Origin of the sequence: Gemmata algarum, from assembly GCF_034097035.1 — a bacterium.
Lineage (GTDB): Bacteria > Planctomycetota > Planctomycetia > Gemmatales > Gemmataceae > Gemmata > Gemmata algarum.
In genome coordinates this window covers 56,900-70,212 of record NZ_JAXBLV010000175.1, presented here as the reverse complement: position 1 = coordinate 70,212, position 13,313 = coordinate 56,900, and the positions used below count along the sequence as shown (strand labels likewise).

Here is a 13,313-nt window from a genome sequence, read left to right as displayed (position 1 = left end):
TCCGCGCCCCGCACCCGGCCCTCACTCCGGCCTTATCACTCCCGGCTCCGGGAGTCACCCGCCTGCTCGGCCATCCAGCTCGCGTAGTTGGCCCAGCTCGCGTCGTCGAGGTCGAACTCGGGGTACGCCTCGCCGTAGATGCGGAGCAGGGCCTTGCGGCGGCCGTCGCCGCGCCCCCCCTTCTCGCGCATCAGGCTGAAATCGTCCGCCCCCGCGATCCACACCTGCCCCCCGCTGCCCGCCACGAAGAACGCGGTGCCGCCGATCAGCTTCGCCCGCCAGTGCGGCGTGGTGGGCAGGTCCAGCGCGAGCCGGTCGGTGTGCGGGTCGGCGGTCAGGATGTCCACCACCAGCTCGTCGAACCACGCGAGGTGTTCGGGCGCCGGGCGGTCGGCGAACAGGCGCCGCAGGTGCGCGTAGCTCCGGAACCGGCTGACCGCCCCGCTCAGCATGTACAGGCCCAGCAGCACGACGAACGCGTTGGGCGGTCGCCCGCCCGCGACGATCCCGAGGCCCTGCCAGCCCAGGTTCCAGCCGGCGAAGCTCAGCAGCACGAACCCGTCGAGCAGGACGCCCTCGGCCGACGGGAACAGCCACTTGACCAGCCCGACCAGCACCTCGCCGGCGGCCAGCAGGCAGTACAGCGCGATCACCAGCGGCGGCACGCCCGCCGAGTGGTAGAAGTACGCGATGCCGAACATGATGACCGCGAACACGACGTTCTCGCGCCCGCTCCGCTGCACGCCCCGGCGCAGGTCGCGGTACGCGGCCACGGTCTGGAGCCGCAGGCGCATGGTGAATTCGTCGGACATTCACGTCTCGGTGGCACGACGGGTCGGGAACGGGCTCGGGTTCATTGTGCCGAGCGCGAGCGGGATCGGAAACCGGAATGTGCCCGGTTCTGATCCGGTCAGTTCAGTTCAGCACCGGCAGCGCCCGCTCGCGGGCAGCGGGCCGCGGCGCCGCCGGCCGCTCGTCGATCAGTTGGTAGAACACGTTCCGCTGCCGCGGCTCCCACCCGGCCTCGCGGATGCTGCGCTTGATCTCCTCCAGCGTGAGGTAATGGACGGTCCCGGCGGACGCGACCACGTTCTCCTCGATCATCAGCGACCCCATGTCGTTGGCCCCGAAGAACAGCGCGACCTGGCCGATCTTCCCGCCCTGCGTCACCCACGAGGACTGGATGTTCTTGATGTTGTCCAGGAACAGCCGCGCGATCGCCTGCGTGCGCAGGTACTCGAACGCCCCCCGCTCGGGGTAGTCGGCCATCTTGTGGCCCGGTTGCATGGTCCAGCAGATGAACGCGCTGAACCCGCCCGTCTCGTCCTGAAGGTCGCGCAGGCGGGTGAGGTGCTCCACGCGCTCAGCGTCGGTCTCGATGTGGCCGAACATCATGGTGCAGCTCCCGATCCCGCCGAGCTTGTGCCACACCCGGCACACCTCCAGCCACTCGTTCGTGAGCGCCTTCCCCTTCGTCAGCTCCTTCCGCACGCGGTCCACCAGGATCTCGCCGCCGCCGCCGGGGAGCGAACCCAGCCCGGCGTCCTTGAGGCGCCGGAGCACCGTTTCGAGCGGCAGCTTGTTCAGCTTGCTGAAGTGCCAGATCTCGGGCGGGCTGAACGCGTGCAGGTTCACGCCCGGGAACCGCGCCCGCAGGTCGCGGAGCAGCTCCTCGTACCACTCGAGCTTCAGCGACGGGTGCATACCGCCCTGCATGAGCACCTGATCGCCGCCGAGCGCGATCGTCTCCTCGATCTTCTTGTACAGCTCCTCGCGCGACAGCACATAGGCGTCCGCGTCGGCCGACTTGCGGTAGAACGCGCAGAAGTCGCACACCGCGGCGCACACGTTGGTGTAGTTGATGTTCCGGTCGATGTTGTAGGTGCGGTACGGCTCGGGGTGCAGCCGCGTCGTCACCGCGTGCGCGGCGCGGCCGAGCTTGTGCAGGTCGCGGCACGCGAACAGTTCCAGACACTCGTCGGGGGTGATCCGAACGCCGTCCGCGGCCTTCGCGAGAATGGTGTCGATGGTGCTCACTGCGCTCTCCCGGCGTGCGGGTGGCGCGGGGCGGGCGCCACCAGTCCCAGTTCTTCGGCCAGTTCCCGGTACTTCCGCAGGCCCGCGAGTTCGGTCGGGCCGAGGTCGTAGCGGATGATGTTCGTCATGTACCGGCGGCAGTACCCCGGGTCGAGGTCCAGCGCCGGCGCCTCGCGCTGGGCGATGAGCCCGGCGTTCGCCAGCCCGTACTCCTTCGCCCGGTGGAACGCGGTCTCGGCCGCGCCCAGTTCCACCCCGCCGCGGACGGCCCACACCGCGAACACCATCGGCAGACCGGTCCACCCGGTCCACTCCTCGCCGAGGTCGTAGGCGAACCGGTAGCCCGGCAGGCACGCCCGCATCGCCCGGTCGCCGATCAAGAGCACCGCGTCCGTGTCCAGGTCGTCGGCGCCGGCGTCGATCGGCAGTTGCTCGAAGGTCGGCCGCACCCCATATCGCTTCTGGAGGACGATCCGCGTGAGGGCGGCGCTCGTACGCGACCCCTCGTCCAGCGACACGGAGCGGATCTGCTCCCACGGCACCTTACTGAACAGCGTGACGCTCAGCACCGGGCCGCGCGAGCCGATCGCGACGTTGGGGACGAAGCTGTAGCTGTCGCCGCGGAAGAACTCGACCACCGGAATGAGTCCGACGTCCAGTTCCCTGGCCGCGAGCCGGTCGGCGAGCCGGCTGGGGAGGTCGAGCGTGAGGTCGATGTTGGGCGCGAAGTCGGTGAGCCGCTCGATCAGGGGCTTGGTGTTCAGGTAGTTGACCGCGCCGACGCGCAGTGGGGTAGTCATGAAGTTGCGGCCTTTCCGACGGCGTCTGTCGTCATTTTAAGAACCGCGAACGGCACAGGAAACGCAACCGCCGCCGCACCGCCGCCGCCGACCGTCCGGTCGGCACATCGGGCATTTCCCCACCCTAATCCCCCTCAAATCGCTTCCAGAAGTTTTCCCCACGCCGCACAGGCCACCGGTGGGGCGCCACTTCGCCCGCCGGGCGAGCCAAGCCCCAGCAGCTCACGAGACACAAAATCATGAACCATATAAACTTACAATTGACAACTCACCCACCACCGGGCCGGAACCGGTTCGCCCCCGCCTTCATGGTGCTGGTCCGAACCGCGGGATTCTCGGGTAGCGATCGGGTAGCTCTCGGCCCGCTCACCGCCCGCGAATGTCCAGTCGGTGCCCCATTCCGGTTTTCCTGGGACCGCGGCCGGCCGGCCCACCGGTTGGTACGCCATTCGACGAGCCCCAACACCCGAAACACACCCGGCAGATGACAGCGGGCTCATACCGAATCCAGTAGTTTCAAGTTGGCGCCGGGCGGGGGTTCTGGCCTTTGAGTGTGGTCCGCTCACTCCGTGAGCGGCCGCGTCGCGCACCAGATTAGCTCCGCGAGCTTGCTGGCCCCGTCGTTGTGCGCAACGCGAATTCGATATTTGGAGCGACCGCTCACGGAGTGAGCGGACCACACTCAGAACCACGGCACGGGTACTCCACGCCAACTTGAAACGACTGGAATCCGATCGTTCGGTACCCGCTCCCTATTCTGTAGCCGGCCTCTGTCAACGAATTTCAATCCTGGGAAACCTTCGGATCAGTTCGTGTCCATCTGGAACAGCGCGGCGTCGCTGGACGAGGCGGCACGAGTCAAAAAGATCGTTGCTGGCAATGCGCCCGGGTAGGCGCTGCCGCAACGGGCGCTGGGTCTGCGGAAGGCAGGAATGGGGATGAAGCAACTGGCGAAGACCGTGCCGCTGCGGCGGGTGTGAGCGACACGGCCAGCCGTGCTCAATACAGCTTTTGGATCGGCAGTTCAACCTTTAGAATTGTCCCCTGCTCGTCGGCGGTCACGACGTAACTGTTGGAGATTGCGGCCCCGTTGTCTCATTTAACCCGCTACGGTCATCCGTCGTGAGCCGCACACAAGGCGCGTGCCGAATCGCAATTCGTGCTACTTCGAGCGGGGTGCCGGGGCCGTGGGGAGACCGCGCAACTTTTCGAGTTCCTGGGTCAGCTTTTCCATCTCTGCACGCAGCTCTTGGGTATTCCCGGTGCGTTGGCTGCGCTGAATGAGTTCCTTTACCCGCGCGTCCCGCTGGCGGCTCTCCGCTTCTTCCTTAGCGATCCGCGCCTTCATCGCCTCGTGTTCTTCGTCCCATTCTTTGAGCTTACGGGCGAAATCGGCGTCCGCCCTGTGCCGCATCAGGTCTTCAACGGCCCACCGCCTCATCACAGCTTGGACGCGGGCGACCTCTTCCAGCATCTTCACCAACTCGGGGTCGCCCGGTAGTACCGGACGCGGCTGAGCCTGCGCCTGCGCCCCGCCACCCATCGCGATCCAGAGTACAAATGCGATCATGGTCGCTCCTTAAATCGGCCCGGGCCGCAAATGTATTCGCGGCCCGGTGCCTGGGGCAATTCCGATTTCATTAATTTCAAGTTAGCGGCAACCGAGATGAGATCACTCACAGAACCAGAACACGTTACACCCGCCTGTTGACGCAGGCGGGTGTAACGTGGCTTGTCGAACCGCCTGCGTCAGCAGGCGGGTGGCGCACAACTAACAACTTGAAAAGACTGGATTTCAAATCGATCGGTCTGGATTCAATCGATCCCGTCAAAAGCAGGAGATTTTGACAGGATCGACAGGATCGACAGGATTTCAACTCGATCGGTCTTGATCCGGTAAATCCTGTCGATCTTGTCAAAATCTGTCTTCGTAAACGCGGGGTCCGCGCGGGCAGCAACGCCGCGAACGGACCGCCGTTCCGCCACCGTTTCTTAAGGCTTATTTGGCCGCACCGGGGTACCCGGCGTGGGGCCGCCGGCTATCGGCTGCGGGGGCGGCTTTCGGAGCTCCCAGCCCTTGATTTCCTCGTACTGAAAGAGCTTGGCGTCCACGTTCGGCACGTCCACCTTCAGGCCCGAGAACTTCCACGACTCCAGGTCGTCGTTCGGCTTGAGGATGCGGATTTCGGCCGGCAGGTACGAGAGGGCCGCGGTTTTCGGACCCGGGCCGTAAAGGGCGAGCAGGATGTGCTTGAACTCGCGCTGGTCGTTACCGAGCACCGGCTCGATGGCCAGGTAGACGTAGTGCTCGTCCGTGGCGGACAGGGCGACTTTAAAGCGCTCCTTCACGTCCTTGGCTTTCATCCCGGCGAGGAAGTCGAGCAGCAGGTTGTCGGCCCCGCGCCCCGACTTGGGCAGCTCGAACTCGGTGACCGTTTTCGCGAGCCCGTTGTACACGTACACCGCCTTCCCGTTGCAGATCCACGCCTCGTAGTCCCGCTTCGTTTGGTCGGCCGCGTTCTCCAGCCGCACGCGGGCGAAGGTCGGCTTCATGCACAGGGCCGCCCCCTTGAAGGTCGTGGCGCGTTTGAGCACGGAGTCGGTGCGCGTGAGCGTGACATCGGACCGCAGGTTCACGACGCCGGCCATCTTCTTTTCCCACGCCTCGAGGTGGGCGTCGAGCTTGGGATCGTTCGCCCGCGCGGGCTGTGCGGGAACAACGGAACTGACGGTCAGCAGGACGGCGAGCGCCGCAAAACCGGCCTTCATGCGTTTTCTCCGGACCCGAGGCGACCATGCGGGCCGCGAGATAGCACCGGACGGAACGGAGGGAAAGGCCGACTGAGGTTGGAGCGATGTGAGCGGCGGCGTTGAGGCGAACAAATGCGACCCGGCGAGCGGGCACTTTCCGTACACACCGGTCTTTCACGTGACCAGGTACATCGTGTGGACATCCTCCAGGCGAGCGCAGAAACCCCAAACGCTGGCGTCAGGAGAAACTACGCTCCGGATCGGCACCAAGAACCACCCCGCGACGTTGCATCGCAGTTGAAGCTATCCGTGTCCCGCCGGGTCGCGTTCGCGAGTTTAACAGCGCGCGGACCAAGTATCGAGCCCGGCACCACCGGTCCAAGAAATTGCTCCTGAACCGGTTGCCGGGTCCGAGCGGAGCGCCGTGGTTGCGCGGCACTTTAACGAGCCGCGCAACCACGGCGCTCCGCTTGCCACGTTAAGCTATTTCCAAACTTTGAACGTCCGGCGCGCCACTTCAACACCGTCGACGAACACAACCCAGGTCCAGTCGCCGGGGACCAGTTCGTGCTCGTGCCCTTTTAGAAATTGCCAGCAGTTCGTGCTGCTGAAAGCTGCCCCCGGCGGGGTTCTGAACTCGCGGGCGTCGGTTGTTCGGACCGAGCCGTCGGGGTGTTTGATGGGGGTATGGTGGATCTCTTCCCGAATGAGGTGCGACCGGTCGTCCTGGGGCGCAACGGAACCGCGAATCCGGATGCCCCAGGTTTCCCCGACCCGGCAAGGAACCTGATCGGTCTGCTCCAACAGCACGTACTCGCGCTCGCCGGCGTTGGCGGCGCCACCGCCACCCGGCGTGGTGCGATCCGGACCCGCGACACGATACCGCCCGTAATCAGAAATCGTGACGGTGGGGGCCGTCGCGTCACCCGAGACGCGGACGCGCAGGGCGTTGAGAAACCGTTTCTCGACGACAAAGGGAACGAAGGTGACCGCCGCGATGAAGAAGAAGAGGACCAGGGGCAGTAGTGATTTGGCGGGCGGCCGCGCGAGGCCCGTCGCCCCGGCCCTGTCCTGCTTGTTTTCATTTGATTTTGGCACCAGATACCACACGAGACCGACGCAGGTGCCGGCGACCCCTCCGATGATCCCTCCGGTCACGGCCTTTGCCAGCACCTGATTCCAGTCGATGGCGGCAAGCATTCGCAAGCTCCGCAAGTTATCGTGGCGCGCGTCCCAATGTTTAGCACACGAGCGGTGTTGCGAAAGGCATTTGATTTCGCCCGAACGTTCCGTAGCAGGACGCTGAGAACAACCGTCCTTCCCATCCACCGCCGGGCAGACGCGCCGCGGTGCGCTTCGTCCTCAACCTGGGAGCCCGACAAGCCGGTGCGGGGAGACAATTGCGACGGTAGCAGAAACGCAGAACGCCCCGGCACGGGCCGGGGCGTTCCTTGTTGTGCCGAACGGTCTACTTCTCGGCCTGTGTCGTGGAAGGCTCACGGCACCGCCGCCCCCCCGGGGTCCCTGGGGGAGAATTAAAACACGACTCGCGGGTTTGCTCCAGCAATTCTCCCCCAGGGACCCCGGGGGGGCGAAAGCGGTGCTGGAACAGCCTTCCCCGAGCCGAATGCGAAGCCATTCGCTCGGCCGACGCAACATCGGCCTGCCGCAAAGCAGCGAGCTAAACCGTTCTTCACATAGGGGAAGATTACCCGCACGGGAACACGCCCGCAAGCGCCGTTGTGGCGTAACGGAGCAAGGTACTGCGCCGCACCAACACCCCGCCAACCCGCTCGGCACCGAGTCGCCGCGCCGGAACCGCTTGGGGAATCTTGTGTGCGCCGGCACACGAGAATACAGTGTCTCGATTAGCGGTTGCGCGTGGCACCCGTTCTCGTGAGCTAGAACGGGCATTCGCCGCGCGGGCGCTTTGGCGTAAGGCCCCCGTGCCCCAAATCATTCAGCGCGTCGCGCTCCTGATGCTCGCGCCCACGGCCTCCGCCCAGGAGGGCAAGCCGGACTTCAGGCTCGACGCGAACGAATTCGCCAAAGAGGTGTACAACGACGGGCCAGCCGCCTAAAGGGGGCCGGCGGGATGCTCCTCATCAGTTTCCGAGTGGAACTGCCGGTGGCAGCCCGCAAAGAGGCCTGGAAGCTGGCGACCAAGCAGAAAGTTGTGGTCGTCGCCGAGCGAGCAGAGGTCACGACTTACGGCATCAAGGTGACCGCCCCGGCCTTCAAAAAGGCTGAAAAGGACCGCGGGCGGGCCGCCCGTGGTGCGTGAGGAGATCCGCGTTCATGTCCGCCCGGCGCCTGTCCGCCGTCCTACACCGCCGCCTCGACTGGTTCCTGGTCGGCATGGCCGCCGCCGTTGGGCTCGCGTGGCTGTTCCCCGACCCCGGCGCCGACGGCGGCTGGATGCACCCCGAGGTGCTCACCAAGGCCGGGGTGGCGGTCGTGTTCTTCCTGCACGGCATCGGGCTGCCGTTCGCCGCGCTGAAGGCCGGCACCCTTCGCTGGCCCCTTCACCTGACCGTCCAGGCGTGTACGTTCCTGCTGTTTCCGCTCATGGGGATCGGGCTGCTCGCGCTCGCCGGCGGGCACCTCCCGGCGGGGCTACGGCTCGGCTTCTTCTACCTGTGCGCGCTGCCGTCCACGGTGTCCTCGTCGGTCGCGCTCACCGCCGCGGCGCGAGGGAACGTACCGGCCGCGGTGTTCAACGCCACCCTGTCCGCGCTGCTCGGCGTGCTGCTCACCCCGCTCTGGCTGGCCGCCAACGTGGCCCCCGGCGGGGCCGGCGTCCCGCTCGGCCCGGTGGTCCTGGACCTGATCATCTGGCTCGTCCTGCCGCTGGTGGCGGGGCAGTTGCTGCGGCCGTGGCTCGGCGGGTGGGCGGCGCGGAACAAGCGGTTCACCCAGAGGGTGGACCGCGGGACGGTGCTGCTGCTCGTGTACACGTCGTTCTGCGACTCGGTGAAGCGCGGGGTGTGGACCGGCCAGGGGTGGGAGACGCTCGCGGTCGCGGTGGCCGGGTCGGCGCTGCTCCTGACGGCAGCGCTGCTCGCCACCTCGGCGGCGTGCCGGCTGCTCGGGTTCCCGGAAGAGGACCGGATCGCGGCGGTGTTCTGCGGGTCGAAGAAGACGCTGGCCTCGGGCGTGCCGATGGCGGCCCTGATCTTCGGGGCGAGCGCCGACACCGGCCTGATCCTGGTGCCGATCATGATCTACCACCCGCTCCAGCTCGTCGTCTGCGGGGTGCTCGCCGGCCGGTGGGCGCGGCGCGAGCCGGAACCCGAACCGCGGGAGCAAAGCGTCACTCCCGACCGCTCCCCTCAAACCGGAGGGTGAGAAGGCGTTCCGAAATCGCCCCGCAGATCGACTACGCGAGCCGGTTCCGCCGACCGCCCCCTTCTTCAGGGACGGCGCTCCGCGTGACCGCGCGCTGAATCACGGCAGACCGAACTCGCCGTTCTTCAACCGCATCTGGTATCATGGCCCGCGATGTTGCACACCAGCGACGACTTCCTGCGCGCGATCGCCCTTCAGCCGCGCGAGCGGACGGTGCGGCTGGTCTACTCCGACTGGCTCACCGAGCACGACGACCCGCGCGGCGAGTTGATCCGCATTGAAGAGGAGATGCGCACCCTGCCGGCGTTCGACGACCGGTTCTGGGAGCTGAAGCCGCGCCGCAACCAGTTGCGCGCGGACGCCGGAACGGAGTGGTGCGCGCGAATGCGGTACGGCACCGAGTGCGAGCCGGTGTTCGCGCACGGCGTCCCGGACGGCTGGCGCGCACGCTGGCGGCTGGTCCGGGAGTTCACCGAGCGCTGGCACCGCATACCAATGCCCGATGTCGGCGGGCACCAAGCCGAAATCGCGGAGGCGGAGGAGCGGTTGGGCCGCCCGCTCCCGCCAGCGGTGCGCGAGTGGGTCGCGTTCGCACGCGACATCACAGAGGCGCCCGGCGATCGGGAGGCGCTAGGGTCCGTACACTTAGCGCCCCTTCCTGGCGGCTTCCTTTCACTGGCGTTCATTCCCGACGAGCTTGGCAACATCGATTTCTTCTCCACGGTTCCCTTCGAAGAGCTGCACCGCCTCGACCCGCCGGTTTACCGGGCGTCGTTCGACGACGGCGACGCTCACGCGGCCGTGCGCAGCGGGAACAAGCCGCAGGCGGCGACCGTGACGGAGTTCGCACTCGCCCACGTCGTGAGCCTCGCGCCCGGTGCCGGCGGCGGGTTCGTGGTCGTCCTCGACCAGCTCGCGGACCTCTACCGGCACCTGAAAAGCTCCTTCGCGAGTCACTCGATCCTCGGAGAGCGCGAATGGGACGAGGCCGACAACCTGCTCGTCGAGGTCGAACCCGCCCCGGCGCAGCGCGGCAAGTTCGTCGTGACCGTGAGCGCGTCCGCCGCGATCCGCCGGCTCCAGGTGCCCGAGTTCCTCTGGCGCTACGCCCGCCTGAGCGAGCACCCCACCGGCATCTTCGCTCAACCCGGATAAAAAAGGATCGAAACATCCTCTTTCGTCTGCTATACTGCCCTACACCGCCGAACCGCCCGCCGGTCCGCTCTTCCGCTCCGAGGTCCGGGTCATGCTCAGGATCACTCTCGCGCTCGTAACCGCGTGCGCCGTCGCGGCGCCGGTCGCGGCCCAGATCGATGCCGTCGAGCGCCCGCCGATCAGCTACAAGACCGCGCAGGCCGAGAACGTCCTCACTGCGCTCCAGAAGCGAATCAACGCGGGACAGGCCAAGCTCAAGTTCGCCGACGACCACGGCTACCTGCCCTCGCTGCTCAAGGAGCTGAACGTCAGCCCGGCGTCGCAGGTGCTCGTGTTCTCCAAAACCAGCTTCCAGCGCGAGCGGATCACGCCCAAGACGCCGCGGGCGCTGTACTTCAACGACGACGTGTACGTGGGGTTCTGCCTCCGCGGGGACGTGCTCGAGTTCTCCGCGGCGGACACGAAGCTCGGCACCGCGTTCTACACGCTCGACCAGGAGCCGGCGCCCGACGGCAAGCCCGAGTTCCTGCGGCAGCGCGACAACTGCCTCTCGTGCCACGCCTCGAACGCGACCGGCGGCGCGCCGGGTCATTTGGTGCGGTCGGTGTTCACGGAGCGCAACGGGATGCCGGTGCTCAGCGCCGGGACGTTCCGCACCGACCACTCCAGCCCCTTCTCGGAGCGCTGGGGCGGGTGGTACGTCACCGGCACCCACGGCAAGCAGACCCACATGGGCAACTGGACCGTGGAGAACAAAAAGAACCCGGCCGAGGAGGGGAACGCGGGCGGGCAGAACGTGACCGAGCTGAAGGGCCGGTTCACGGTGGCGAACTACCTGACCCCGCACAGCGACATCGTCGCGCTGCTGGTGTTCGAGCACCAAGCGGAGGCGCACAACCGCATCGCCCGGGCGCTGATCGGCACGCGGCAGGCGCACCACTACGAGGAGACGCTCAACAAGGACCTGGGCGAGCCGGCGGCGCACCGGTGGGACAGCGCGAAGCGGCGCATCGAGTCGCTGGGCGACCAGTTGGCGAAGTACCTGCTGTTCAGCGGCGAGGCGAAGCTCGAAGGGCCGGTGGCGGGCACGTCGGACTTCGCGAAGGAGTTCACCGCCCGCGGGCCGTTCGACAAGCAGGGGCGCACGCTCCGCGCGTTCGACCTCAACGCGCGGCTGTTCAAGTATCCGTGCAGTTATTTGGTGTACTCGCAGGGGTTCCAGGCACTGCCGAAGGAGGTGAAGGACCACACGCTGAAGCGGATGCACGAGGCGCTGACCGGCACGGACACGTCCGCGGCGTTCGCGCACCTGTCGGCCGGCGACCGCAAGGCGGTGCTGGAGATCCTCCGCGACACGCTCCCGGACCTGCCGGACGACTGGAAGAAGTGAGCGCCCCGCCTGGGGTATCACTTCGCTCATCCCGTCAGGCGGTACATCGACAGCCCGTGGAGCGACACCCTTCCTCAACGGCCACCGATACCCGGGCCGATGCCGCCCGGGTACGTCGCGACGGAGCGGCTCGGAACCAAGAACGTGGCACCGCATTGCCAACAGGTGTGACCCCATCAGCCCGGCGGGGGCACCGGGATCGGGTTGATGTTCGGTACGTTCGGCAGGTTGGGAATCAGGTTCTTGATTTCCTCCAGCGACACGATCTGGGCCTTTCGCAACTCGGCCGCCGGGAGCACTTTGCCGACGAGGCCGTCCCACTTGGCACGCTGCTCGGCGGTGAGTACCTTGAGGACGGCCTCCCACTCGCCCTTATCCCGCTCGGTTTCCAGATCTTTGACGCGCCCGTTCACAATCTGAACCGCCAGCGTGCCGCCGTTCTTGCTCCGGTCTGGAGGGGCCACGGCCTCGATCTTGTCTTCTTGCTCGGCGGACAGCCCGAGCGACCGAATCACCCGGCGGTCGAGCAGCGCAACCGGCCCCATCGCTTGCAGCGAGAGTTGCTTCAGCCGGCGCATCTGTTCGGGCTTCAGGATCTCGGCCGCGGCCTTATAAAACTCGGGGTCGTTAGGCGAATCCATGCCACTGAACCCGACTGCCACGTCTACGACCTGGATCCCACCCCCGACAGGAATTGCAGGAACGGCCGGACCAATCACGCCCCCACCAACCGGCCCCTGCTGGATCACGTTCGGCACGACCGCCTGCTTGCGCCGTGCCCGCAGCTCGTCCACCTTCTTGGCCTGCTCGGCGGTCAGTTGAATGTCCTTGCGGATCGCCTCGACCTTGAGCAGCCCGGCGAGGTTGTCGGCCTTGATCCGGTCGAGCGGGTCGGCGGCGCCCGGGGTGGCCTTGGGAACCGGCGCGGCGAGTGCCGGCGCGGTGCCCGACGGGAGCAGGCCGGCGCCGCCAAGGGCGACCGCGCCGCTCAGCACCGTCGTGACCGCGAACGCACGAAGTTTGCTCAGGCTCATGGCTCGTAGTACCTCGTTGAGAAGCAGTTGTGCCCCCGGCGCGCATTGTGAACCGGAGAGAGCAACCGAAACTGCGGACCCGAAGAGCTTGGCCGGTGCGGCCATCGCGGCGCTTGCGAGCCCGCCCGCGGCGCCCACGGCCGCGGCACCGGCGACCCCGCGGCTGGTGAGCCGCGAAGCCAGCAGGACACGCCCGCGGGCCAACCGACTGGCCACCGTGCCGGCCGGCAGCCCGAGTTCGGCCGCCGTCTGGGCAACGGTCAGCCCGCGCACCTCGCACAGCACCACCGCCGCCCGGTACTTGTCCGGGAGCCGCTGGATCTCCTCGTCCAGCACCCGGGCGAGGTCCGGCTCCGGCGGCGTGTACACGGCTGATGGCTCGGGCGTGTCGCCGAGCGCGCGTTCGCGTGCGTGCCGCCGGAGCCGCACCGCTCGCGCCTTGCGAGCCGTCAGCACGGCAACCCCGTGCAGCCACGCCGCGACCCGTCCGGGCGGGCGGACCGCGTCGGCCTTGCGGGCCAGTACCAGAAATGTCACCTGGAAGGCGTCTTCGGCGTCGGTTCGGGCGCCGAGGACGCGGTGACACACCCCGTACACGGTCGGCCCGAGCCGGCGCACGAGTTCGGCGAACGCCTCCTCGTCCCGCGTCGCAACGAACCGGGCGAGCAACTCGCCGTCGGACAGTTCGCCCAGCCGCGCGGCCACAAGTGCCGCCCGCACGACCGGGTCCAGCATTCCGCCGCGACCGCTTCGCGTTCTCACCGCTCGGCCCTCCGCCCCTCAGCTCTTCTGGAAGTA

12 protein-coding genes are annotated in these 13,313 nt (G+C 67.2%); 5 read left to right on the top strand and 7 right to left on the bottom strand.

All coding sequences use genetic code 11. From position 1 onward, the window contains the following. Positions 1-35: 35 nt before the first annotated feature. From R5W23_RS13705 to R5W23_RS13680, 6 genes are all read right to left on the bottom strand, one after another. Positions 36-812, bottom strand: a complete 777-nt coding sequence (locus tag R5W23_RS13705; RefSeq protein WP_261185381.1) for a hypothetical protein — start codon at positions 810-812, stop codon at positions 36-38. 103 nt (positions 813-915) lie between these two features. Then, entirely contained in the window at positions 916-2,037 is a 1,122-nt protein-coding gene (gene mqnC, locus R5W23_RS13700) for a cyclic dehypoxanthinyl futalosine synthase (RefSeq protein ID WP_320686791.1), read from the bottom strand. Then, a complete protein-coding gene (locus R5W23_RS13695; RefSeq protein WP_320686790.1) occupies positions 2,034-2,837 on the bottom strand; it encodes a menaquinone biosynthetic enzyme MqnA/MqnD family protein in 804 nt (267 codons plus the stop codon). The genes mqnC and R5W23_RS13695 overlap by 4 nt, the downstream gene beginning before the upstream one ends. Before the next feature lie 1,162 nt (positions 2,838-3,999). After that, entirely contained in the window at positions 4,000-4,407 is a 408-nt protein-coding gene (locus R5W23_RS13690; protein WP_320686789.1) for a hypothetical protein, read from the bottom strand. A gap of 422 nt (positions 4,408-4,829) precedes the next feature. After that, complete coding sequence (locus R5W23_RS13685; protein WP_320686788.1) at positions 4,830-5,606, bottom strand: TIGR03009 domain-containing protein; 777 nt, start codon at positions 5,604-5,606, stop codon at positions 4,830-4,832. A gap of 465 nt (positions 5,607-6,071) precedes the next feature. Further along, complete coding sequence (locus tag R5W23_RS13680; protein WP_320686787.1) at positions 6,072-6,788, bottom strand: DUF3859 domain-containing protein; 717 nt, start codon at positions 6,786-6,788, stop codon at positions 6,072-6,074. 746 nt (positions 6,789-7,534) lie between these two features. Here R5W23_RS13680 and R5W23_RS13675 point away from each other — a divergent pair. The 5 genes from R5W23_RS13675 to R5W23_RS13655 all read left to right on the top strand — a co-directional run bounded on the left by R5W23_RS13675 (position 7,535) and on the right by R5W23_RS13655 (position 11,481). After that, positions 7,535-7,669 carry a hypothetical protein gene (locus R5W23_RS13675; RefSeq protein ID WP_320686786.1) on the top strand — a complete coding sequence of 45 codons (135 nt, stop codon included), beginning with the start codon at positions 7,535-7,537 and terminating at the stop codon, positions 7,667-7,669. A 14-nt stretch (positions 7,670-7,683) separates the two neighbouring features. Next, entirely contained in the window at positions 7,684-7,872 is a 189-nt protein-coding gene (locus R5W23_RS13670) for a hypothetical protein (protein WP_261185376.1), read from the top strand. A 14-nt stretch (positions 7,873-7,886) separates the two neighbouring features. Beyond that, positions 7,887-8,936: a bile acid:sodium symporter family protein gene (locus tag R5W23_RS13665; protein ID WP_320686785.1), complete on the top strand. Its 1,050-nt coding sequence runs from the start codon at positions 7,887-7,889 to the stop codon at positions 8,934-8,936. Between the two features lie 153 nt (positions 8,937-9,089). After that, complete coding sequence (locus tag R5W23_RS13660) at positions 9,090-10,091, top strand: TIGR02996 domain-containing protein (RefSeq protein ID WP_261185374.1); 1,002 nt, start codon at positions 9,090-9,092, stop codon at positions 10,089-10,091. A gap of 91 nt (positions 10,092-10,182) precedes the next feature. After that, positions 10,183-11,481 carry a hypothetical protein gene (locus tag R5W23_RS13655; RefSeq protein WP_320686784.1) on the top strand — a complete coding sequence of 433 codons (1,299 nt, stop codon included), beginning with the start codon at positions 10,183-10,185 and terminating at the stop codon, positions 11,479-11,481. A gap of 176 nt (positions 11,482-11,657) precedes the next feature. On the opposite strand, the gene R5W23_RS13650 is transcribed toward R5W23_RS13655, so the two are convergent. Continuing rightward, entirely contained in the window at positions 11,658-13,250 is a 1,593-nt protein-coding gene (locus tag R5W23_RS13650; protein ID WP_320686783.1) for an RNA polymerase sigma factor, read from the bottom strand. Positions 13,251-13,313 lie beyond the last annotated feature (63 nt).

What these genes read in the sequence shown, in the direction of transcription:
- R5W23_RS13685 (WP_320686788.1), bottom strand. Translation starts at nt 5,606, where the DNA reads ATGAAGGCCGGTTTTGCGGCGCTCGCCGTCCTGCTGACCGTCAGTTCC.
- R5W23_RS13690 (WP_320686789.1), bottom strand. Translation starts at nt 4,407, where the DNA reads ATGATCGCATTTGTACTCTGGATCGCGATGGGTGGCGGGGCGCAGGCG.
- R5W23_RS13695 (WP_320686790.1), bottom strand. Translation starts at nt 2,837, where the DNA reads ATGACTACCCCACTGCGCGTCGGCGCGGTCAACTACCTGAACACCAAG.
- R5W23_RS13680 (WP_320686787.1), bottom strand. Translation starts at nt 6,788, where the DNA reads ATGCTTGCCGCCATCGACTGGAATCAGGTGCTGGCAAAGGCCGTGACC.
- R5W23_RS13705 (WP_261185381.1), bottom strand. Translation starts at nt 812, where the DNA reads ATGTCCGACGAATTCACCATGCGCCTGCGGCTCCAGACCGTGGCCGCG.
- R5W23_RS13660 (WP_261185374.1), top strand. Translation starts at nt 9,090, where the DNA reads ATGTTGCACACCAGCGACGACTTCCTGCGCGCGATCGCCCTTCAGCCG.
- R5W23_RS13665 (WP_320686785.1), top strand. Translation starts at nt 7,887, where the DNA reads ATGTCCGCCCGGCGCCTGTCCGCCGTCCTACACCGCCGCCTCGACTGG.
- R5W23_RS13650 (WP_320686783.1), bottom strand. Translation starts at nt 13,250, where the DNA reads ATGCTGGACCCGGTCGTGCGGGCGGCACTTGTGGCCGCGCGGCTGGGC.
- R5W23_RS13655 (WP_320686784.1), top strand. Translation starts at nt 10,183, where the DNA reads ATGCTCAGGATCACTCTCGCGCTCGTAACCGCGTGCGCCGTCGCGGCG.
- R5W23_RS13670 (WP_261185376.1), top strand. Translation starts at nt 7,684, where the DNA reads ATGCTCCTCATCAGTTTCCGAGTGGAACTGCCGGTGGCAGCCCGCAAA.